The sequence below is a fragment of the Bradyrhizobium sp. 87 genome, assembly GCF_023073015.1.
Lineage (GTDB): Bacteria > Pseudomonadota > Alphaproteobacteria > Rhizobiales > Xanthobacteraceae > Bradyrhizobium > Bradyrhizobium canariense_D.
The window spans coordinates 212687-233576 of the sequence record NZ_JADPIQ010000048.1 but is presented as its reverse complement, the minus strand read 5'-3'; the positions used below and the strand labels follow the sequence as shown (position 1 = coordinate 233576).

Genomic DNA, 20890 nt, shown 5'->3' with positions numbered 1-20890 from the left:
GTTCTTCATTGTACAACTAGCCTTTGTTCCACTTCTTCGTTTCACGTGAAACACTGCGGTCGCGTTCCGAGACGTTTCACGTAAAACGTGACTCCATTACCCATATTTGCTGGCAAACGTGGCAGCTAAGGGAGCGGGTGAGCGGAGAGATCCCGGATCACTCCGCTCGCGATGATGGGAGTATGCCGCTGCCATCGAGCTTTCGAGACCGGGCCGCATCTGGACGTTACGGCCCTTCAGTAGACACTTTATGCGTCGGGAGCTCCGTTTTCTCCCACTGAAAATGATAATCTTTCCAAGGGCGGTTCTACTGTGCCTGGGGTTGTTTTCGCGAAAAACATCTGGGCTCCGCTTGCACCGTTTCACGTGAAACAACGGCCTTTCCAGTTTCCGCTTCCGGCTTCCCCGCCTCTGAGCTAGAAGTCCGTCCATGCGCATAGAGCGAGAGAGCTTCGACGTCATTGTGATTGGCGGCGGCCATGCCGGCTGTGAGGCCGCTTCTGCCTCTGCCCGGATGGGCGCGGCGACCGCTCTGGTGACGCACCGCTTCTCTACGGTCGGCGCGATGTCCTGCAATCCCGCCATTGGCGGTCTCGGCAAGGGCCATCTGGTTCGCGAGGTCGACGCGCTCGATGGTCTGATGGGCCGGGTCGGCGACGCCGGCGGTATTCAGTTTCGCGTTCTCAATCGCCGTAAGGGCCCAGCGGTCCGTGGTCCGCGCGCGCAGGCCGACCGGAAGCTCTATGCGGCCGCGATGCAGGCGGCGATCCGGGAGACCGAGGGTCTTTCCGTGGTCGAAGGCGAAGCGGACGAGCTGATCGTGGTCGAGGGACGGGTGATCGGCCTGCGCCTGGCAGATGGCCGCGAGCTTCGGGCAGGGGCTGTCGTCGTCACCACCGGCACCTTCCTTCGCGGTCTGATCCATCTCGGAGAGAAGAATTGGCCCGCCGGCAGGGTCGGCGAGGCGCCTGCGATGGGCCTTTCGACCTCGTTCGAGCGCGCCGGATTCACCCTTGGACGGCTCAAGACGGGCACTCCGCCGCGTCTGGATGGCACGACGATCGACTGGTCGGCGGTCGAGATGCAGCCGGGGGACGAGCCTCCGGAGCCGTTTTCGATGGTGACCGAGCGGATCACGACGCCGCAGATCCAGTGCGGAATCACCCGAACCAATTCCGCCACCCATGAGGTGATCCGGGCCAATGTTCATCGCTCTCCGATGTACTCCGGCCAGATCAAGAGCTCCGGACCGCGCTATTGCCCCTCGATCGAGGACAAGATCGTTCGCTTCGGCGATCGCGACGGTCACCAGATCTTCCTGGAGCCGGAAGGGCTCGACGACAGCACTGTCTATCCCAACGGCATCTCGACCTCGCTGCCGGAGGACGTTCAGCTCGCCATTCTCGCAACCATTCCCGGCCTGGAGCGGGTGAAGATGGTCCGGCCGGGCTATGCCATCGAATACGACCACATCGATCCGCGTGAGCTCGATCCGACCCTCCAGACCAAGCGCCTGCGCGGTCTGTTCCTGGCCGGCCAGATCAATGGCACCACGGGGTACGAGGAAGCTGCCGGCCAGGGCATCGTGGCCGGGCTGAACGCGGCATTGGCTGCGAGCGGCGCCGCGCTGACAGTGTTCGACCGAGCTGATGGCTATCTTGGCGTCATGGTCGACGACCTCGTCACCCGCGGCATCAGCGAACCCTATCGGATGTTCACCTCCAGGGCCGAGTACCGCCTGACACTGCGTGCCGACAATGCCGATCAGCGTTTGACCGAGAAGGGCGTCGCTCTGGGCTGCGTTGGCAGCGCCCGGACGGTGCATCATCGCGCCAAGATGGACGCCCTGAATGCGGCACGAGCGCTCTCGAAGTCGCTGACGATCACTCCGAACGAAGCGATCAAGCATGGTCTGTCCCTGAACCGGGACGGCCAGCGGCGCTCGGCTTTCGAACTGATGGCCTATCCCGATATTGGCTGGAGCCAGGTCCGTGCGATCTGGCCCGAGCTGTCCGGCATTGATCCCGTCATTGCCACCCATCTCGAGATCGACGCGAAGTACGATGTCTATCTGGAGCGCCAGAGCGCGGACGTCGAAGCCTTCAGGCGGGACGAGGGGATGGTGTTGTCGGACGTCGATTACCAGCAGGTCCCCGGTCTCTCCAATGAGGTGCGGGCCAAGCTGGAGAACGCGCGGCCGTTCACCGTTGGCCAGGCCGGCCGAATCGACGGCATGACGCCTGCCGCGCTCGGCATTCTTGCGGCCTATCTCCGCCGCGAAGCGCGGAAGACTTCCAAAGTAATCGCATAGGTTTCACGTGAAACAGCGCGGGCCGGGCGGCGGCAGATCGTCTTCAGGAAAACCCTCGGCGGGTGAGGGTGCCGGTGTTCGCTCCGAACCGGCGCCTGCCCGGCCAAAGATCGACAAGGCCAGCGCCAACGATCGATCGTGGGACGTCGTCATTGCAGCCGACAAGGTTGCGGCGCTCAACCTCGCGCCTGTTTCACATGAAACGGAAGCCCGGCTCGATCGCTACATCGCACTGCTGCGGGAGTGGCAGGCCAAGACCAACCTCGTCGCGCCCTCGACATTGCCGTACCTCTGGACCCGGCACATCGCCGACTCTCTTCAGCTCGTCGCTCTCGCCCCATCGGCCAAACGTTGGGCCGACCTCGGCAGCGGTGGCGGCTTTCCCGGGATCGTCCTGGCCTGCGCCATGGCCGGGACGGCCGGGGCGAGCGTCCATCTGGTCGAGCGAATCGCCAAGAAGGCGGCCTTCCTGCGCGAAGCCGTGCGCGTCACGACATCTCCGGGAGTCGTACATCTCGCTGAGATCGGGGATAATGTGGATAGAATCACCGGCCCGGTCGATTGCGTCACCGCGCGTGCGCTGGCTCCGCTACATCAACTCATCGGCTTTGCGGAGCCGCTGATGCGCCGGGGCGCAAAGGCGTTGTTTCTCAAGGGTCAAGATGTAGAGTCTGAATTGACCGAAGCCACTAAATATTGGAATATTCAGCCGCAGCTCCACCACAGCCGTACAGGCGACGGTTGGATCGTCGAGCTGGCTTCCGTCGAACGGCGCGGGTGAGGCGTCAGGGGCCGAGTGGGGGAATTTGCGATGAGCGTGATTGACGAACCGCAGCAAGAACAGACCGCCGCCGTCCCGCAGGGCCATCCGCGCATCCTGGCGCTGGCGAATCAGAAGGGCGGCGTGGGAAAAACAACCACGGCGATCAATCTCGGCACGGCGCTCGCTGCGATCGGCGAGCGCGTCCTGATCGTCGATCTCGATCCGCAGGGCAATGCCTCGACCGGACTCGGCATCGATCGCCGCAACCGCTCCTGCTCGACCTATGACGTTCTGATCGGCGAGGCGAGCCTGCGGGAAGCGGTGGTGTCGACGGCAGTGCCGCGGCTGCATATCGCGCCCTCGACCATGGATCTCTCCGGCCTTGAGCTCGAGCTCGGCACCACGCCGGGTCGTGCGTACAAGCTGCGCGATGCGATCAGCGCGCTCAACAACAACGTCTCGCCCGACGCCGATTACACTTACGTGCTGATCGACTGTCCGCCCTCGCTCAACTTGATCACCGTGAACGCGATGGCGGCTTCCGACGCAATCCTGGTGCCGCTCCAGTGCGAGTTCTTCGCGCTCGAAGGTCTGTCGCAATTGCTGCAGACGGTGGAGCAGGTGCGCTCGACGCTCAATCCGAGCCTGTCGATCCACGGCATCGTGCTGACCATGTTCGACTCGCGCAACAATCTCTCGAACCAGGTCGTTGCCGACGTCCGGCAGTTCATGGGCGAGAAGGTCTACAAGACCATGATCCCGCGCAACGTGCGCATCTCGGAGGCGCCGTCCTACGGCAAGCCGGTGCTCGTCTACGATCTCAAATGCGTCGGCAGCGAAGCTTATCTGCGGCTCGCCACCGAAGTGATCCAGCGCGAGCGCGAGCTGCGGACGACGCATTGAAGCGGCGTTGATGCTACGAGTTACGAGTTTCGACAATTCAGTTCTGGAGTGCAGCGTGAATCCAAGGGAGCTGGCGATGGCCGACGAAGCGCGTTCGCGACTGGGCCGGGGTCTTGCGAGTCTGATCGGTGACGTCGGCGGCGAGGCTCAGCATGTCGATCGGCCGCGCGCGCAACGCAAGGTGCCGATCGAGTTCATCAAGCCCAATCCGCGCAACCCGCGCCGCACCTTTTCGGAGAGCGAGCTCAGGGAGCTCAGCGATTCGATCAGGCAGCATGGCGTGATCCAGCCGATCGTGGTGCGCCCGGTGAAGGGTGCGCAGGACCGCTTCGAGATCATCGCCGGCGAACGGCGCTGGCGCGCCTCGCAAATGGCCGGCCTGCACGAAGTGCCGATCGTCCCCGTCGACATCAGCGACAGCGATGCGCTGGAGTTCGCGATCGTCGAGAACGTGCAACGCGAAGACCTCAACCCGATGGAAGAGGCGCTTGGGTATCACGCGCTCGCCAACGAGTTCAAACGCAGCCAGGACGACATCGCCAAAGTCGTCGGCAAGAGCCGCAGCCACATCGCCAACATGATGCGGCTGACGAAGCTTCCCGCCGAGGTGCAAACCCTGATCACGACCGGCGAGCTGACCGCGGGTCATGCCCGCGCGCTGATCGGCGTGCCTGATCCGCTCGCTGCCGCCAAGCGCATCGTCGAGGAGGGCCTCAACGTCCGCCAGGCCGAGGCGTTGGCGCATGAAGAGGGCGTGCCGGAGCGCAAGCCGCAGAAGGCGCGCACGGGGGCGAAGGAAAAGGACCCTGACACGGTCGACCTCGAAAAGCGCGTCAGCGACGCGCTCGGGCTCAAGGTCACGGTGAGCCACCGCGACCCCGGCGGCTCGGTCCAGATCAACTACCGCAACCTCGATCAGCTCGACGAGGTGATGCGGCGGCTGGCGAAGGGCGCCCTGTAGCCGCTTGGTGTCGTCCTGGCGAAAGCCAGGACCTCATGCCGATCCACACGTCATTGCGAGCGCAGCGAAGCCATCCAGAATCTTTCCGCGGAGAGATTCTGGATTGCTTCGTCGCAAGGGCTCCTCGCAATGACGAGGGGACAGTGCGGGAAGCTCAGCTCCGCCGCTTCGCGTTTGCGGCGATCGCCATCAGCGTGCGCTGGGCGATGGCGGCGGCGAGGGTGGATTGCTTGCGGGTATCGAGCGCGGCGGTCGCGAGCTGCTCGATGATGACGGCGAGCCGCGCCACGCTGAAATTGCGCAATGCGGTTTCGACCGCGGGCTTCCGCGAAAAATGCAGGCGCGGATAGCCGCTGTCGAGCACCGCGGATGCGGGCGTGCCGTCGGCGATTGCGAGCGCCGATTTGTGCAGCCACGCCGCCTGACGCTGCGCCGCGGAGATGATCACGCCGGGGTAGGTGCCGGCGATCATGGCTTTGGCAAACTCGTTCTCGACGATCTCGGGCCGGCCGGCGAAGGCGCCATCGACGATCGGATCGAGTTTCAGTTCCGACGCATCGGCGACGACAGCCATCACGTCATCCAGCGTGATCTCGCCCTTGCCATGGGCATAGAGCGTGAGCTTGCGCAGCTCGTTGCGGGAGGCCTGGCGATCGCCGCCGAGGAACGACATCAGCGCCGCGCGGGCATCTTGCGCGATGCGCAAATTGGCGATGCGGAGCTCGTCTTCCATGAGCTTGGCGAGATCGCGCTCGGTATCGGGATAGCAGGCGATCGCGACGGCCGTCTTGGCGCGTTCGCAGGCCTTGCGCAGTGGCGATTCCGGACGCAGCTCGCCGGCCTCGATCACGATGCGGCAATCCCTGACGCCCATTTCCGCCAGCGTGTCGATAGCACTGGCAAAGCTGCGCGAGCCGGCGCGCACGCGGATGGCGCGGCGGCCGCCGAACAGCGGCACCGTCATGGCCTCGTCGACGAGGCGCGACGGCTCGGCGGAGAGCTCGTCGCCATCGACCTTGACCAGCGAGAAGGGATCATTGGGATCGTCGACGGACGAGGCGATCAGCGCATCCGCGCGTTCGCGGACCAGGCCGGCGTCGGGACCATAGAGCAGGATGATCGGACGGCCCGCATCGGGGCGGGCGAGAAAGGCGTCGATCTCTTTTCCGCGCAGCGCGACCATGTTGCCTGGGACTCGTCATTCCGGGCGAACCGGGGTGACGGGATGAATTAAGTGCCCGCGGTGAAGAACGAGGCGAGTCGAGTCGTGATGTTCTCGGCGATCTCGTTGGCAGCACGATCCTCGGCATCACGTACCGCGCGGTTGCGGCTGAAACGCTGATAGGAGCCGGGCATGTCGTAGGACACGCGGGAGAACGTGGTGCCTGTCATCACCGACTTGCCGCTGACGACCTCGATCAGATTGTACTGGGCGTCGAGGCCGTAGTTTTCGCTGCTGGGCAGGCCGGTGTTGGGATCGACGATCAGCGACGTCTTGCTGCTTGCGAAGCGGATCTCGAGGCGGTGGGTTGGCGGCATGCCAGTGGCGCTGCCATAGAGCTTGAAGGCCAGCGCGTTGCGGACCTCGACGCCGACCCGGGCCTCGCGTGAGGCATTGGCTTTGGCGATCGGGGGTAGATCGACCCCCATCAGCTTCTCGCGCAGACCGGGGGTGCCGTCGGTGTGCTCGGCATACATCGGGTGGAAGCAGCCGGCCGTCATGGCCGCCAGTGCGGCGACCGCCAGCAAGCGGGCTGCGATGCGGATCCTAGCCGACAACATTCACGATCCTCTTGGGGACGATAATCACCTTGCGGACGGGTTTGCCATCCAAGGCCAGTTTTACCGCATCGAGGGCCAAAACGGCAGCCTCGATTTCCGGATTCTCGGCCGCTGTTGCAACTGTGACCTCGCCCCGCTTCTTACCGTTGACCTGGACCACCAGGGTCACACTGTCTTCAACCAGCAAATCGCGTTCGATTTGGGGCCAATTGGCCTCGGAAACCAGCCCGCTATGGCCCAGAACCTGCCAACACTCCTCGGCCAAATGCGGCATCATCGGGGAGAACAGCTGGACCAGGATCTGGCTGGCCTCCCGGATCGCCCAGGCCAAATCTGGAGCCGGCTGGCCGGGACGTTGCAAGATCTCCGCAAACGCATTGGTGAATTCGCGGATATGGGCGAGGCAGACGTTGAAGTGCAGTCGCTCGATTCCGGTGGTGACCTTGTCCAGCGCGCCATGGGCAGCCTTGCGCAAGGCGGTGGCGTCCGGGCCGAAGCTGGCCGGCCGGGCCGTCGGCGCGCCCTTGCCGGGTTCCACAGAATCGTTCACCAGCCGCCACAGCCGCTGCACGAAGCGCGAGGCGCCCTGGACGCGCTCGTCGCTCCAGATCACGTCGCGCTCGGGCGGGGAGTCCGACAGCATGAACCAGCGGGCGACGTCGGCGCCATAGGTCTCGATGATGTCGTCGGGATCGACCGTGTTCTTCTTCGACTTCGACATCTTCTCGATCGGGCCGATCTGGATGTCTTCGCCTGACGTTAGCAGCGTGGCGCGGCGGCCGTTGGCGCCGGTCTCGACCTTCACCTCGACCGGCTGGACGTAGGTGCCGTCGGCCTTCTGGTAGGTCTCGTGCACTACCATGCCCTGCGTGAACATGCCCGCGAACGGCTCGTCCAGGGCGATGTGCCCGGTCGCCTTCATCGCGCGGGTGAAGAAGCGGCTGTAGAGCAGATGCAGGATCGCGTGCTCGACGCCGCCGATATACTGGTCGACCGGCAGCATCCGGTTGGCGACCTCTGGCGTCGTCGGAGCGTTCTCGTTCCAGGGATCGGTGAAACGCGCAAAGTACCAGGACGAATCGACGAAGGTGTCCATGGTGTCAGTTTCGCGGCTAGCCTTGCCGCCGCATTGCGGACAGGTGACGTGCTTCCAGGTCGGATGATGATCGAGCGCGTTGCCCGGCTTGTCGAAGGTCGCATCGTCCGGCAGTTCGACGGGCAGATCGGCATCCGGCACCGGCACGACGTCGCATTTCGGGCAATGGATGACGGGGATCGGGCAGCCCCAATAGCGCTGGCGCGAAATGCCCCAGTCGCGCAGGCGGAAATTGACCTGGCGCTCGCCGACCGGCGCGTTGCCGCGCAGCTCGCTCTCGAGACGCTTCGCCACCTCGTCCTTGGCCTGATCGATGGTCATGCCGTCAAGGAAACGCGAATTGATCATGCGGCCGTCACCGTCATAGGCGGTATCGGTGATGACGAATGATTTCGGATCCTGGCCCTCGGGGCACACCACCGGCGTGTTGCCGAGAGCGTACTTGTTGACGAAGTCGAGGTCGCGCTGGTCGTGTGCGGGACAGCCGAAAATGGCGCCGGTGCCGTATTCCATCAGCACGAAGTTGGCGACATAGACCGGCAGCTTCCAGCTCGGATCGAACGGGTGGACCGCGCGGATGCCGGTATCGAATCCCTGCTTCTCGGCGGTGTCGATGATCTCCTGCGCCGTGCCCATCCGCTTGATCTCGCCGATGAACTCGGCAAGCTTCGGATTCTTAGCCGCGGCTGCCTGCGCCAACGGATGATCGGCCGAGATCGCCATGAACTTCGCGCCGAACAGCGTGTCGGGGCGTGTCGTAAAAATCTTCAGCTCGCTCTCGCCGGCCGGCGTCGTCGTCGCGTCGAGCGCGAAGCGGATCAGCAGGCCCTCGGACCGGCCGATCCAGTTGCGCTGCATCAGCCGCACCTTGTCGGGCCAGCGGTCCAGCGTATCCAGTGCAGACAGCAGCTCCTGCGAGTACTTCGTGATCTTGAAGACCCACTGGTTCATTTCCCGTTGCTCGACAACGGCACCCGAACGCCAGCCCTTCCCGTCGATCACCTGCTCGTTGGCGAGCACGGTCATGTCGACGGGGTCCCAGTTCACCTTGCGCTTCTCGCGCTCGGCGAGGCCTTCGCGCAGGAAGTCCAGAAACATCTTCTGCTGGTGCTTGTAATAGGAGGGATCGCAGGTCGCGATCTCGCGGCTCCAGTCCAGCGACAGTCCGATCGAACGGAGCTGCTTCTTCATCGCGGCGATGTTGGCGTAGGTCCAGGCCTTCGGTGCGACCTTGCGCTCGATCGCGGCGTTCTCGGCCGGCAGGCCGAAAGCGTCCCAGCCCATCGGGTGCAGCACGTTGAAACCCTTGGCTCGCATGAAGCGGGCCAGTACGTCGCCAAGCGTGTAATTGCGGACATGGCCGATATGGATGCGCCCCGACGGGTAGGGGAACATCTCAAGCACATAGTATTTCGGCCGCGGATCGTCGTTTTTGGAGACGAAGATCGCCTGTTGGTCCCAGGCGGCTTGCCAGCGCGGTTCGGCGTCGCGGGCGTTGTAGCGTTCGGAGGTCATGGAATCGTTGGGTTTTCGTGGATCTGGCCGTCTAAAGACGGCGGACTAGGCCATAGAAGTCCTCGGGGGGTCAATGGGTTGCCGCTGGCGGCGCGGCGCCGCAAGGCTGCTCCGCAAAAATACGGAGAGTCCTGTTCGGCTCGCCGGGCCTGGTCACCGAGAGCGAGGTCGATCGCGTCCGGGCTGCGGGTTAGCCCTCAGCCCGCCATCATCATTTCCGCCGCGCCGTTGTCGATCACCGTGATGCCATGCTCGACGACGTTGTTGCGACCGCGGTGCTTGGCGGCGTAGAGCGCGGCGTCGGCGGCTTCGATCAAATCGCCCGGACGCAAGCTCTCGTTGGGCTTGGTCGCGGCAACGCCGATCGAGACGGTGACGATCATGTGGTCGGAGGTGATGTGCGGCAGGCCCAGCTTCAGCACGGCCGCACGCGCCTGTTCGCCAATTTCGACGGCGCGCGCCACGTCGGTGTTCGGCAGCAACAGGCAGAATTCCTCGCCGCCGTAGCGGGCCGCGAAGCCCATCGTGTCGGCGGCGATGCCGGACAGCGATTCGCCGAGCCTGGTCAGGCAAGAATCGCCTTCGAGATGGCCGTAGGTGTCGTTGAACAGCTTGAAATGGTCGACGTCGATCATCAACAGCGCGAGGTCGCTGCCATATTGCTGCGCGCGCATCCATTCGAAATCGAGGCGGCTCTGGAAGCCGCGGCGGTTGGCAAGCCCCGACAACATGTCGATCGAGGCCATCACCGTGAGTCGGTCATTGCTCGCCATCAGCTCGCGTTCGCGCTGGCTGAGCTGTGCGGCCATCGCGTTGAACGCGCGGGCGAGCGGCACGAACTCGGCCGGCAGGCGATTGCGCGCGGCACGCGCCGACAGATCGCCCTCGCCCAGACGCTTGGCCATGTCGGCGAGCATCCTGATCGGCTTGATCACCAGTTTCTCGGCTGCGATCAGCGCGCCGAGCAGCACGAATACGACGACGAAACCGAGCTGGAGATAGGCGGTGCGGATGTCGCGGCTCACGGCCGCGGACACCTTGTCCTCGTCGATGCTGGCGATCAGGCGGGCATTGGTTCCGGCGATGCGGATATAGCTGACCGCGCGGCGGGAGCCGTCGGCAGCGAGGAAAGAGAGTGAACCTTCGTCCTGGTCAGACCTCAGCGCCTTGTCGGCGATCGCGGACATCAGCGGCATGTTGTCGAGCGGACGGCCGATCGCACTATGCTGGTCGGCCGGTGCCGCCAGCACGGTGCCGGTGCTGTCGACCAGCACGGCCGTGATGCCGGCGCGCCCCCCCAGATTGCTCATGACCTTCGACATCCAGTCGAGGTTGACGGTGGCGAGCACGACGGCATCCGCTACGCCGCTGAAGGCGGACACCGGGTAAACCGCCATGACGGTCGGTGTCAGCACCGGGCGCGACAGGATGAAGTCGCTCAGGACGAAGCGGCCGGTTTCCTGCGCCTGCTGGAAATACGGCCGGTCACTGAGGTCCAGGCCGACATACATGTTGTTGGTGGCGCACTGGATGCGCCCGTCCTGGCCGGCGATCAGAAGCGTGCGGATCCAGGGAAGGTTCGACGGCAGGCTCGCGCGCAGCACGTCACAGCTCTTGCTGATGCCGCCGGCGGAGGCGCGGATGAAAGCTTCCGATTTCAGGATGGTCTCGACCGACGAGATCACCTCGCGCTGCGCATCGGCGCTGTGTCTTGCAACGGTGGTGAATTCGGCTGTGGCCTGTGCGATCTGCCGTGTGCGCGTGTCTTCCAGCGATCGGATGCGTTCGAACATCAAAGGCGTCACCAGAATCACCGCGAGCAACGCAAGCCGCGCCCGGATTCCGAGAACCTGCTTGAGTTTCGCTCGTTTGCGGTTGAAACTGACGTTTGACATCTTCGCTGCCCACCCCGCGGCTAAGGTAAAGCGAGGGGTTCAAAAACTCTTTCTTGAACTCGGTAAAATTAGAACTAGCTCCGCAACAACCAGCTCCGATGCGACATCATGACTGAAGCCAACGCCGCGCCGCTAACCGGCCATTCACCAAACGCGCTCGCCGCGGTCGAAGCCGAAATCGCGCGCGCCTGCAAGGATGCGCGGCGCGAGCGTGCCTCCGTGACGCTGATCGCGGTGTCGAAAACTTTCGCCGCGGATGCAATTACCCCGGTCATCGGCGCCGGGCAGCGCGTATTCGGGGAGAATCGCGTGCAGGAGGCCAAAGGCAAGTGGCCCGCGTTAACTTCTGTTTACCCCGATATCGCGCTGCATCTGATCGGCCCGCTGCAATCCAACAAGGCGAAAGAGGCAGTCGCGCTGTTCGATGCCATCCATTCGGTCGATCGCCCGAGCATTTGCCAGGCGTTAGCCAAGGAAATCGAATCCCAGAACAAGCACCCGGAATTGTTCGTGCAGATCAATATCGGTGAGGAGCCGCAGAAGGCGGGCATCGCGCCCGGCGAGGCCGATGCTTTCATCGCGAGCTGCCGCGACACCTACGGGCTGACGATCTCGGGGTTGATGTGCATCCCGCCGGTAGACGAGCCGCCGGCGGCGCATTTCGCGCTGACCGCCAAGGTCGCCGCGCGCAATGGATTGAAGAAGCTCTCGATGGGCATGAGCGCGGATTATGCGACCGCGATCATGCTCGGCGCCACCCATGTGCGCGTGGGCAGTGCGATCTTCGGGCGCCGGTGAGAGCCGTTAGCGACGGCAGAGCGCCATACGAACTCTCGATTTCGTCATTGCGAGCACAGCGAAGCAATCCAGAGTCCCTCCGCGGAAAGATTCTGGATTGCTTCGCTGCGCTCGCAATGACGGTGGTGTATGTGGGGCCTATTCAAACCCCACTGCCACCTTCCCCAGCGCGCCAAAGTCCGCGACAAACCGATCACCCGCCTGGATCGGAAGCGGCGGATGGCACGTGCCCGTGGTCACTACCTCCCCTGCCCGCAAGATGATGCCGAGGCCACGCAGCTCGTTGGCCAGCCAGGCCAGGGCAATGCGGGGATCGCCGAGCACGTTCTTGCCGTGGCCGAGATAGCGCTGGCCGCGTAGCGTGATCTGCGGCCGCTCTTCGACGAGATCCATGGCACGCCAGTTCGCATTCGTCGCTGCGCCCAGCACGAACAGATGCGCACAGGCGTTGTCGGCGATGAGCTGCGCCTCGCCGGCGCTGGCGAAATCGGCAAAGCGCGAATCGGGAATCTCGATCGCGGGATGCAAGCTGTCCACGGCGGCGAGCACCTCGTCGACAGTATATGGCGCCGCGCGCGGCGGCAGATCGCGCCCCATGCCGAAAGCGAACTCCGGTTCGCCGACGCGCATCGCGTTGCCCTTCATCGAGGCGGTGCCGCCATCGGCGATCACGGTGTCGCTCATGATCCGACCGGCCAACGGTCCCGCGACATTGATGTGCTTCTGTCCGGACTCGCTCGTTGCCGCGATCTTCCAGCCGAACAAAGTCCCGCTGAGCGCAGCCTGCACGGCGTAAGCCTCGGTGCGGTTCTGAGGCCGCAACTCTGGCTCCAGCGCGTCAAGCTTGGTGCCGTCGCGCCAATGTTTAACCAGGACCTGCGAAGCGGCGGCGATCTGATCCTTGTCGAGCATGTGTCCTCATCCGATGATGATTTTTGTTTTTGGTCCAAGCCGCCGCAGCAATTGTCGCATCGCCGCTTCGGTCATCGAGACGCAGCCTGCGGTGGGGCCGAAATTGTCGCGGGCCAGATGCAAGAACACCGCGCTGCCCCGGCCGGCGATCCGCGGCCTCGTATTGTGGTCGATTTCGATGATGAAGTCATAGAGATGGTCGGCCCGCTTGAGCCGGTCGCCGCCCTGCCCCTGGCGGAGGCGGATTCCCTGATTGTAATGACGGTCCTTGGGATCCTCGCACCAGGCGTCCTCGCCGGTGATGATCCGGGCCGGCAGGAAGGTCTGCGGGCGGCTGTGCCGGTCGCCCCGCCACCACAATCGCCTCGGACGGAAGCTGCCCCGCGGGGTGCCGCCATCGCCCTCGCGCTTGTTCGCCAGAATGCCGCCGCGTCCGAGCGCCACCGGAATCGTCAGCGCTCCGGCGGTCAGCCAGCCCCGGCGCGGCTTCCCGGCGGCAGGCTTAACGCGGATCACCGAGAGCGGCCCGGCGCTCCGGTTCATGGTGTAACTAGCTGAAGCAGCTTTATTTTTCATGTGAACGTGCGATGTCGAATTCATTACAGGACATTCATCAAAACGGCCTGCTATTCTAGGTTAGAGTGGTTCTGGCTTGTGAATCGGTAACAGCCCACTACTTCAAGACGAACAACAATAATAACGGCGACCCCTAAACTTCCCTCTCGGCTGGGTGCAGCATGGATGCGCGCCGCGCCGGACCCCAAAAGGATGACCCCCTATGGCCAATGCCCGCAAGATCCTGATCGTGGATGACGATACCGATCTGCGCGATACGTTGGTGGAGCAATTGTCGCTGCACGAAGAATTTGAAGCCTCCGCGGTCGATACCGGCGCCAAGGGCGCGAGCGCCGCGAAGGCCAATGCCCCCGATCTCGTCCTGATGGATGTTGGCCTGCCCGACACCGATGGCCGCGAAGTGGTCCGTTCCTTACGCAAGGGCGGGTTCAAGGCTCCGATCATCATGCTCACCGGGCATGACACCGATTCCGACACGATTTTGGGGCTGGAATCCGGCGCCAACGACTATGTCGCAAAACCCTTCCGCTTCGCCGTACTGCTGGCGCGCATCCGCGCCCAGCTCCGGCAGCACGAAGCCAGCGAGGACGCAGTGTTCTCGGTCGGCCCCTACTCTTTCCGGCCCGGCTCCAAGATGCTGACCGCCGCCAATGCGCGCAAGGTCCGGCTGACGGAGAAGGAAACCGCCATCCTCCGCTTCCTCTACCGGGCCGGCCAGATGCCGGTCTCGCGCGAGACCCTGCTCCAGGAGGTCTGGGGCTACAATTCCGGCGTCACCACCCACACGCTGGAAACCCACATTTACCGGCTTCGCCAGAAGATCGAGAAGGACGCCGCGAACCCGGAAATCCTGGTCACGGAAGCCGGTGGCTACAAGCTGGTGCCGTGATACGCTTCAGGGGCGTGCGAATCGTTTTAGATTGCGTGCCCTTGAGCCCCGGACCTGAATGTCAATCGACGATGATGTAGCGCTTCTCGAGCGTGTCCCGACACTGCGCCTGTTGGGAGACGCTTCGTTGCGCATGCTGGCGATCGGCTCCGAGCAGCGTGACTTCGTCCGCGGCGACGTCTTGTTCAATCTCGGCGACGATGCCGATGCCGGCTTCGTGGTCCAGCGCGGCGCCTTCCGGGTCGACGACGGCGCCGGTGCGGAGATGATCGCAAGTCCCGGTGCGTTGATCGGCGAGCTCGCGCTGATCGTGCCGATGAAGCGGCCGTCGAGCGCGATCGCGATCGAGCACGCCTCCGTCATCCGCGTCGCGCGCAGCCTGTTTCAGCGTGTGCTCGAAAGCGACCCCGCCGCCGCCGTCCGCCTGCGCGACGAATTCGCGGTGCGCTCCAGCCAGATCGCCAGCGATATATTGATGGCGGGTGCGAAGCTGACGTCGTGATGTCGTCCTGGCGAAGGCCAGGACCCGTCATCCCAAATGTTTCTGGCTTGGTGCGATTGCCGATGTCCTCGCGCAACAACGAAGATTGGTGTAATGGGCCTGGCTTTCGCCAGAGCGACATTAAACCTCGAGCGTCACCGTCACCGGCACATGATCCGACGGACGCTCCCAGCTCCGCGCATCGCGCAAAATCTTGAAATCACTCACCGCATCTTTCAGCGCGCGCGAGACCCAGATGTGGTCGAGCCTGCGGCCGCGGTCGCCGACAGTCCAATCGGCGGAGCGGTAGCTCCACCACGTGTAGACCTTTTCCGACATCGGAATGCGATCGCGCGCGACATCGACCCATTCGCCGGCGGCGAGCGCGGCTTGCAGCTTCTCGGTTTCGATGGGCGTGTGCGACACCACTTTCAGAAGCTGCTTGTGCGACCAGACGTCATTCTCATGCGGGGCAACGTTGAGATCGCCGACCAGGATGTGGCGATCCTCGCCGCGCGGATGCAACGGCTCGCACGCCTTCATCTCGTCGAGGAAGCGGAGCTTGTGATCGAATTTCTCGTTCAGCGCGGGATCGGGAATGTCGCCGCCGGCGGGCACGTAGAAATTATGCACCACCAGGGGTTTCGCGATCCCGGCCCTCTCACCGAACGACACCGAGATGTGGCGTGAATCCACCTTGTCGCAGAAGGTGCGGATGTCCTTCGACTCGAACGGAATCTTCGAGACGATGGCGACGCCGTGATAACCCTTCTGGCCGTTCAACGCGACATGCTCGTAGCCGAGCCGCTTGAAGCGCTTCAGCGGAAAAGCGTCGTCGATGCACTTGGTCTCCTGGAGACACAGCACGTCCGGCCGCGCGCTCTTGAGAAATTTTGCGACCAGATCGATGCGCAGCCGCACCGAATTGATGTTCCAGGTTGTCAGGGAAAAACGCATGAGATTGATCTAACAAACTCCATCCGTCATGGCCGGGCTTGACCCGGCCATCCACGCCTTTTTGTAGGTCCAGATTGTAGGTCCAGAACGTGGATGCCCGGGACAAGCCCGGGCATGTCGATCATCGCAGCAGCGAGTAAGTCTCAGCCCGGCGACGGGCCGTAATTGGTAAAATCGATCTTGAACATGCCGGGATCGAGCTTCTTGCTCGTATCCAGATTATAGACCGCGATCGTGGTGTCGTAGCCCTGCGGGTCGGTGACGGTCCACTGCTTCAACTGGCCGTCCTTGGCGCCGAACATCAGCAAGAGGCGACTGGTGCCGACCAGCGCCTGCTTCTCCTCGATGGTGACGCTGACGAAGACGTCGTCGGCCGAGACGTTGACGACGTTGGTGTCCTTCATCAGGTCGATGCGGTCGGACAGCAGGAAACGCAGCGGTGTCTGTGACAGCGGATAGACGTCCTGCGTCGCGAGCTTGCGGTCGCGCACCACCAGCGACGATCCGTCGGCGACGATGTCGATCGGGCTCGGCGCGTCATATTCGAAGCGCACCTTGCCCGGCTTCTGGATGTAGAAGTCGCCTTGCGTCTTGCTGCCGTCGGGGCCGACCTGGACGAAATTCCCGACCAGCGTCGACAATGACGACAAATAGGCGCTGACCTTGGCGGCCTGGGCCTTCTGGTTCGCATCGAAGGTCTGGAAGATGCTGCTCGGCACGTTGCGGCGTGGATCCGGAATCACCGGATTGGGCGGCGTCTGGGTCGCGCCGGTGACCGCGGGCCCTCCAACGGCCGGACCGCCGTCGCGGCCCTTCGGTGCAGGCTTCGGCACGGGAACGGTCTGCGCGAACGACGCCGTGATCACCATCGCGGCGGTGACGAGAATTACGCCGGCCATGCGCGCGCTCCGCGCGGCGACAATGGCAGCGAATCGAATGTCCGGATGTCTGATCAACGCGTCGTCCTGTGTGGCTGGGCGCCCTTTTAGCGTGATTTCGGCCAAAAGCAGATAACGTTTTTGCGTGAATGATGGTTTGAGGCGGCTCGCCTCACATATGGCTGTCTTCTTCCTCGACCAGGATCTCGCGCTTGCCGGCGTGGTTGGCGGGTCCGACGATGCCCTCCAGTTCCATGCGCTCCATCAGCGATGCGGCGCGGTTATAGCCGATCTGCAGGCGGCGCTGGATATAGCTGGTAGAGGCCTTACGGTCGCGTTTGACGATCGCAACAGCCTGCGAGAACAAATCGCCGCCGCCATCCGCGCCCATGGCGGACGCGTCGAACACCGCGCCGTCCTCGTCTTCGCTGGGTTCTTCGGCCGTGACGGCTTCGAGATATTCCGGCTGTCCCTGCGTCTTGAGGTGGCGCACCACCTTCTCGACTTCCTCGTCCGACGCGAAAGGTCCGTGCACGCGGCTGATGCGACCGCCCCCGGCCATGTAGAGCATGTCGCCCTGGCCGAGCAGCTGCTCGGCACCCATCTCGCCGAGAATCGTGCGGCTGTCGATCTTGGACGTCACCTGGAAGGCGATGCGGGTTGGGAAGTTCGCCTTGATGGTACCGGTGATGACGTCGACCGATGGACGCTGCGTTGCGAGGATCACGTGCAGGCCGGCGGCGCGCGCCATCTGCGCGAGGCGCTGCACCGCGCCTTCGATGTCCTTGCCGGCAACCATCATCAGGTCGGCCATTTCGTCGACGATGATGACGATGTAGGGCAGCGGGTCGAGCGAGAGCTTCTCTTCCTCGTAGATCGCCTTGCCGGTTTCCTTGTCGAAGCCGGTGTGCACCGTGCGCGTCGGCTCTTCGCCCTTGGCCTTCAATTCGAGCAAGCGCGTGTTGTAACCGTCGATGTTGCGCACACCGAGCTTGGCCATGTTCTTGTAGCGCTCTTCCATCTCGCGCACGGCCCATTTCAGCGCGACCACCGCCTTCTTCGGGTCGGTCACGACGGGCGTGAGCAGATGGGGAATGCCGTCATAGACGGAGAGTTCGAGCATCTTCGGATCGACCATGATCAGGCGGCACTGGTCCGGGCGCAGCCGATAGACCAAGCTGAGGATCATGGTGTTGATGGCGACCGACTTGCCGGAGCCGGTGGTACCGGCGATCAGCATGTGCGGCGTGCGTGCGAGGTCGATGATGACGGGATCACCGCCGATGGTCTTGCCGAGGCAGAGCGGCAGTTTCGCAACCGAATCGACAGTCTCCTTGGCGACCAGCAGCTCGCGCAGATAGACCTTTTCGCGATGCGCGTTCGGCAGCTCGATGCCGATGGCGTTGCGGCCCGGCACGACGGCGACGCGCGCCGAGAGCGCGCTCATCGAACGGGCGATGTCGTCGGAAAGTCCGATCACGCGCGACGATTTGATCCCCGGCGCCGGCTCCAGCTCGTACAGCGTGACCACGGGACCCGGATGGGCCTTCACGATCTCGCCGCGAACGCCGAAATCCTGCAGCACGCCTTCGAGCGCGCGCGAATTGGTTTCCAGCTCGGCCTTGCTGAGCGGCTGGCGATCGCCGGCCTTGGGCGCGGCCAGCACCGACACGGACGGAAGCTCGAACTTGTCGGAAGATTTCTTGGAAGCAGCCTTTGGAGCAGCCTTCTTGCGCGGCGCGCGCGCGGCGGGCTCCTCCTCCTCTTCCTCCTCGTGGTCTTCTTCGTGCTCGTCCTCGTCGTGCTCGTCTTCGGACTGCGGCGAGATCGGCGGCGCGGCGCGGCCGCCACCGAGCTTCGGCTCCTGACGGCTGAAGGCAACGGCCTTGGTCTTCGGTCCGCTCGAGACCAGCGAGCGGTAGGCCGCGCCAAGCAACCAGATCAGTCGTGCCTTCGTGCTCATCAAGGCGTGGAACAGCCAGCCCAGCGATACCGAACCGCGATCGCTCTCCTCGTCCAGGTCGAGCGGCTTGTCATCGTCCTCGATCTCAGCGAGTTCGTCGTCATGCTCGCGTGCGCCGAGGCCGCAGGCGATCAGGAAGGTCGCCGCCATCGCGGCGAACAGGATCGTGCCGAGCACGATGCGATAGATCATGCCCGGCGGTCCGAAGATCACCGCGGGCGCGCGAACCAGGGCATCGCCGACCACGCCGCCGAGGCCTGTCGGCAGCGGCCAGGCGCCGCCATGTGGCCAGCAGCTGACGAAGCCCGCCGCGATCACCGTGCAGAGAATCCAGCAGCCGAGCCGCAGCGCCTCGCGGTCGAACGGGCGATGGGTCAGCATGCGCCAGCCCCAGACCGCGACGGTCAGGACCAGCATGATCGCGCCGAGCCCGAGGATCTGCATCGCAAGGTCGGCGCCGATCGCGCCGGCATAGCCGAGAATATTGCGGATCGGCCGCGACGTTGCGTGGCTGAGGCTGGGATCCTGCACTGACCAGGTCATCAGCGCCGCCGAGGCGGCGCCCGACAATGCGATCAGGCCGAGACCGCTGAGCTCGCGCACGCGCCGCGCCAGCCCCTCGCGGATCGAGGGCGGCAGATGGCTGACCAAGGGAATGACACGTTCGATTGTCGACATGCTCATGGGCCCCGCCTAACCCAGAGTCTCGACCAGGCGGTGCAGCGCCTGCGCCGTGGTCTCGCCATCCTGCACAAGCGCAAGGCGAATGTAGCCTGCGCCGGGATTGAAGCCGTCGGGCTGGAGCCGCGCCAGATAGCTGCCGGGCACCACGCGCACGCCTGCTTCCTTGAAGAGTTTCAGGCACACAGACACATCGTCGCCGATTTCGGACGTGTTGAGCCAGACGCAGAAGCCGGCATCGGGCCGGCGATAGCCGTAACGATTGCCGATGATCTGGTCGGCGAGATCGAACTTGATGCGGTAGAGCCTGCGGTTCTCCTCGACATGCGCCTCGTCGCCGTAAGCAACGGTCGCGACATGCTGCAACGGGACCGGCACCTGCGGCGCCGCGATGTTGCGCAATTCGAGGAACATGCCGATGAGTTTTTTGTCGCCGGCGGCGAAGCCGACGCGCAGGCCCGGCAGGTTCGAGCGCTTGGACAGCGACTGGAACGCGACCACGCGGGTGAAATCAGGGCCAGCGCATTCGAGCGCGCTGCCGGGCGCTTCGCGGGTGTAGATCTCCGAATAGCACTCGTCGCTGAGGATCACGAAGCCGTAGCGGTCGGCGAGCTGCTTCAGGCGAATGAAATAATCGCGCGAGGCCACCGATCCCTGCGGGTTGGCGGGCGAGGCCAGATAGAACGCCACCGTGCGCGCCAGCGTCGCCTCGTCGATGGCGTCGAGATCGGGCAGGAAGCCGTTCTCGGCGGTGGTCGGCAGGTAGACCGGCTCGCAAGCAGCGGCGCGGGCGCCGGCGCCATAGACCGGATAGAACGGGTTCGGCATCAGGATCGCGGGCTTGCCGGGACGCGGGCCGACATAGCGCGCAGCCGCGATGGCGGCGAGGAACAGCCCCTCTCGGCTGCCATTGAGGACGAGAATCTCGCTCTCGGGATTGAGCGGTCGCGGCAGCTTGAAACGCGACGACAGCCAGGCGCCCGCGGCCAAGCGGAACGGGTCGGTGCCCTTGTTCGCGGGGTAACGGCCGAAATCGGCGATGTGCTTGGCCAGTACCGGGCCGACGAAATCAGGCACCGGATGCTGCGGCTCGCCGACGGCAAGCGAAATCAAAGGCTTGCCGGGCTGATGCGGTGCCAGCAGCTCGTTCAGCCGGACGAAGGGAGAGCGTTCGCTATCGGAGCTTCCACTGTCCTGCGGCGCACGGGATGAAGCGGTCATAGCCATTCTGGACGCCAGCACTCTTGGAACAGCCGGTCGCAGCACGGCGCCGACGGGAAGCGGTTCAGTTCACCATAGATAGGGCGAGGTTAAGACGCGATTAACCATCGGTCGCCGCCTCGGTCCAGAGCAGGAATAATGAGGCCACGGGCGGCTCTCGGAGCTGGTCATGCCATTGCGAGGGGGTGGACGTCTTGGCGATGTCATGGCCGGGCCTGTCCCGGCCACCCACGGCCTTTCCGACGGCGTCCAAGAACGTGGATGCCGGGACAAGCCCGGGCATGACGGCTTATGACGGCTTTGGCGGA

Annotated in this window: 17 protein-coding genes; 7 read left to right on the top strand and 10 right to left on the bottom strand. The window is 64.1% G+C overall.

Features of this window, described 5'->3' with window-relative positions:
• Positions 1 to 430: 430 nt before the first annotated feature.
• From mnmG to IVB50_RS10680, 4 genes are all read left to right on the top strand, one after another.
• The gene (gene mnmG / locus IVB50_RS10695) at positions 431 to 2311 is read left to right on the top strand and encodes a tRNA uridine-5-carboxymethylaminomethyl(34) synthesis enzyme MnmG (protein WP_247295819.1); all 1881 of its coding nucleotides are present in this window, start codon (positions 431 to 433) and stop codon (positions 2309 to 2311) included.
• A gap of 7 nt (positions 2312 to 2318) precedes the next feature.
• Positions 2319 to 3092 carry a 16S rRNA (guanine(527)-N(7))-methyltransferase RsmG gene (rsmG, locus tag IVB50_RS10690; RefSeq protein ID WP_018459644.1) on the top strand — a complete coding sequence of 258 codons (774 nt, stop codon included), beginning with the start codon at positions 2319 to 2321 and terminating at the stop codon, positions 3090 to 3092.
• A 30-nt stretch (positions 3093 to 3122) separates the two neighbouring features.
• Positions 3123 to 3977, top strand: a complete 855-nt coding sequence (locus IVB50_RS10685; RefSeq protein WP_018459645.1) for a ParA family protein — start codon at positions 3123 to 3125, stop codon at positions 3975 to 3977.
• A 76-nt stretch (positions 3978 to 4053) separates the two neighbouring features.
• Complete coding sequence (locus IVB50_RS10680; protein ID WP_018459646.1) at positions 4054 to 4938, top strand: ParB/RepB/Spo0J family partition protein; 885 nt, start codon at positions 4054 to 4056, stop codon at positions 4936 to 4938.
• Positions 4939 to 5092: 154 nt separating this feature from the next.
• Here IVB50_RS10680 and holA read toward each other — a convergent pair whose 3' ends face one another.
• The 4 genes from holA to IVB50_RS10660 form a co-directional block, all read right to left on the bottom strand.
• On the bottom strand, positions 5093 to 6121 hold the full coding sequence (gene holA / locus IVB50_RS10675) for a DNA polymerase III subunit delta (protein WP_018459647.1): 1029 nt from the start codon (positions 6119 to 6121) through the stop codon (positions 5093 to 5095).
• A 47-nt stretch (positions 6122 to 6168) separates the two neighbouring features.
• Positions 6169 to 6720 carry an LPS assembly lipoprotein LptE gene (gene lptE / locus IVB50_RS10670; RefSeq protein ID WP_018459648.1) on the bottom strand — a complete coding sequence of 184 codons (552 nt, stop codon included), beginning with the start codon at positions 6718 to 6720 and terminating at the stop codon, positions 6169 to 6171.
• A complete protein-coding gene (leuS, locus tag IVB50_RS10665) occupies positions 6707 to 9331 on the bottom strand; it encodes a leucine--tRNA ligase (protein WP_018459649.1) in 2625 nt (874 codons plus the stop codon). The genes lptE and leuS overlap by 14 nt, the downstream gene beginning before the upstream one ends.
• 197 nt (positions 9332 to 9528) lie before the next feature.
• Positions 9529 to 11226 carry a diguanylate cyclase gene (locus IVB50_RS10660; protein ID WP_018459650.1) on the bottom strand — a complete coding sequence of 566 codons (1698 nt, stop codon included), beginning with the start codon at positions 11224 to 11226 and terminating at the stop codon, positions 9529 to 9531.
• Between the two features lie 108 nt (positions 11227 to 11334).
• Between IVB50_RS10660 and IVB50_RS10655 the strand changes: the two genes are divergently transcribed.
• Positions 11335 to 12024 carry a YggS family pyridoxal phosphate-dependent enzyme gene (locus IVB50_RS10655; protein WP_018459651.1) on the top strand — a complete coding sequence of 230 codons (690 nt, stop codon included), beginning with the start codon at positions 11335 to 11337 and terminating at the stop codon, positions 12022 to 12024.
• Between the two features lie 138 nt (positions 12025 to 12162).
• Here the strand turns inward: IVB50_RS10655 and IVB50_RS10650 are convergent, their stop codons facing one another.
• Positions 12163 to 12936 (bottom strand): fumarylacetoacetate hydrolase family protein, encoded by a 774-nt coding sequence (locus IVB50_RS10650; RefSeq protein ID WP_018459652.1) that lies wholly within the window; start codon positions 12934 to 12936, stop codon positions 12163 to 12165.
• A 6-nt stretch (positions 12937 to 12942) separates the two neighbouring features.
• Entirely contained in the window at positions 12943 to 13479 is a 537-nt protein-coding gene (locus IVB50_RS10645) for a L,D-transpeptidase family protein (protein ID WP_018459653.1), read from the bottom strand.
• Between the two features lie 235 nt (positions 13480 to 13714).
• Here IVB50_RS10645 and IVB50_RS10640 point away from each other — a divergent pair, with 235 nt between their 5' ends.
• Positions 13715 to 14401: a response regulator transcription factor gene (locus tag IVB50_RS10640; protein ID WP_007598630.1), complete on the top strand. Its 687-nt coding sequence runs from the start codon at positions 13715 to 13717 to the stop codon at positions 14399 to 14401.
• A gap of 58 nt (positions 14402 to 14459) precedes the next feature.
• Positions 14460 to 14903, top strand: a complete 444-nt coding sequence (locus tag IVB50_RS10635) for a cyclic nucleotide-binding domain-containing protein (RefSeq protein WP_007598631.1) — start codon at positions 14460 to 14462, stop codon at positions 14901 to 14903.
• Between the two features lie 120 nt (positions 14904 to 15023).
• Here the strand turns inward: IVB50_RS10635 and xth are convergent, their stop codons facing one another.
• The 4 genes from xth to IVB50_RS10615 form a co-directional block, all read right to left on the bottom strand.
• Entirely contained in the window at positions 15024 to 15839 is an 816-nt protein-coding gene (xth, locus tag IVB50_RS10630; protein ID WP_018459654.1) for an exodeoxyribonuclease III, read from the bottom strand.
• Positions 15840 to 15982: 143 nt separating this feature from the next.
• Positions 15983 to 16738 carry an outer membrane lipoprotein carrier protein LolA gene (locus IVB50_RS10625; RefSeq protein WP_018459655.1) on the bottom strand — a complete coding sequence of 252 codons (756 nt, stop codon included), beginning with the start codon at positions 16736 to 16738 and terminating at the stop codon, positions 15983 to 15985.
• A 151-nt stretch (positions 16739 to 16889) separates the two neighbouring features.
• Positions 16890 to 19364 carry a DNA translocase FtsK gene (locus tag IVB50_RS10620; protein WP_026233856.1) on the bottom strand — a complete coding sequence of 825 codons (2475 nt, stop codon included), beginning with the start codon at positions 19362 to 19364 and terminating at the stop codon, positions 16890 to 16892.
• Positions 19365 to 19373: 9 nt separating this feature from the next.
• Positions 19374 to 20588 (bottom strand): aminotransferase class I/II-fold pyridoxal phosphate-dependent enzyme, encoded by a 1215-nt coding sequence (locus IVB50_RS10615; protein ID WP_026233857.1) that lies wholly within the window; start codon positions 20586 to 20588, stop codon positions 19374 to 19376.
• Positions 20589 to 20890: the final 302 nt, after the last annotated feature.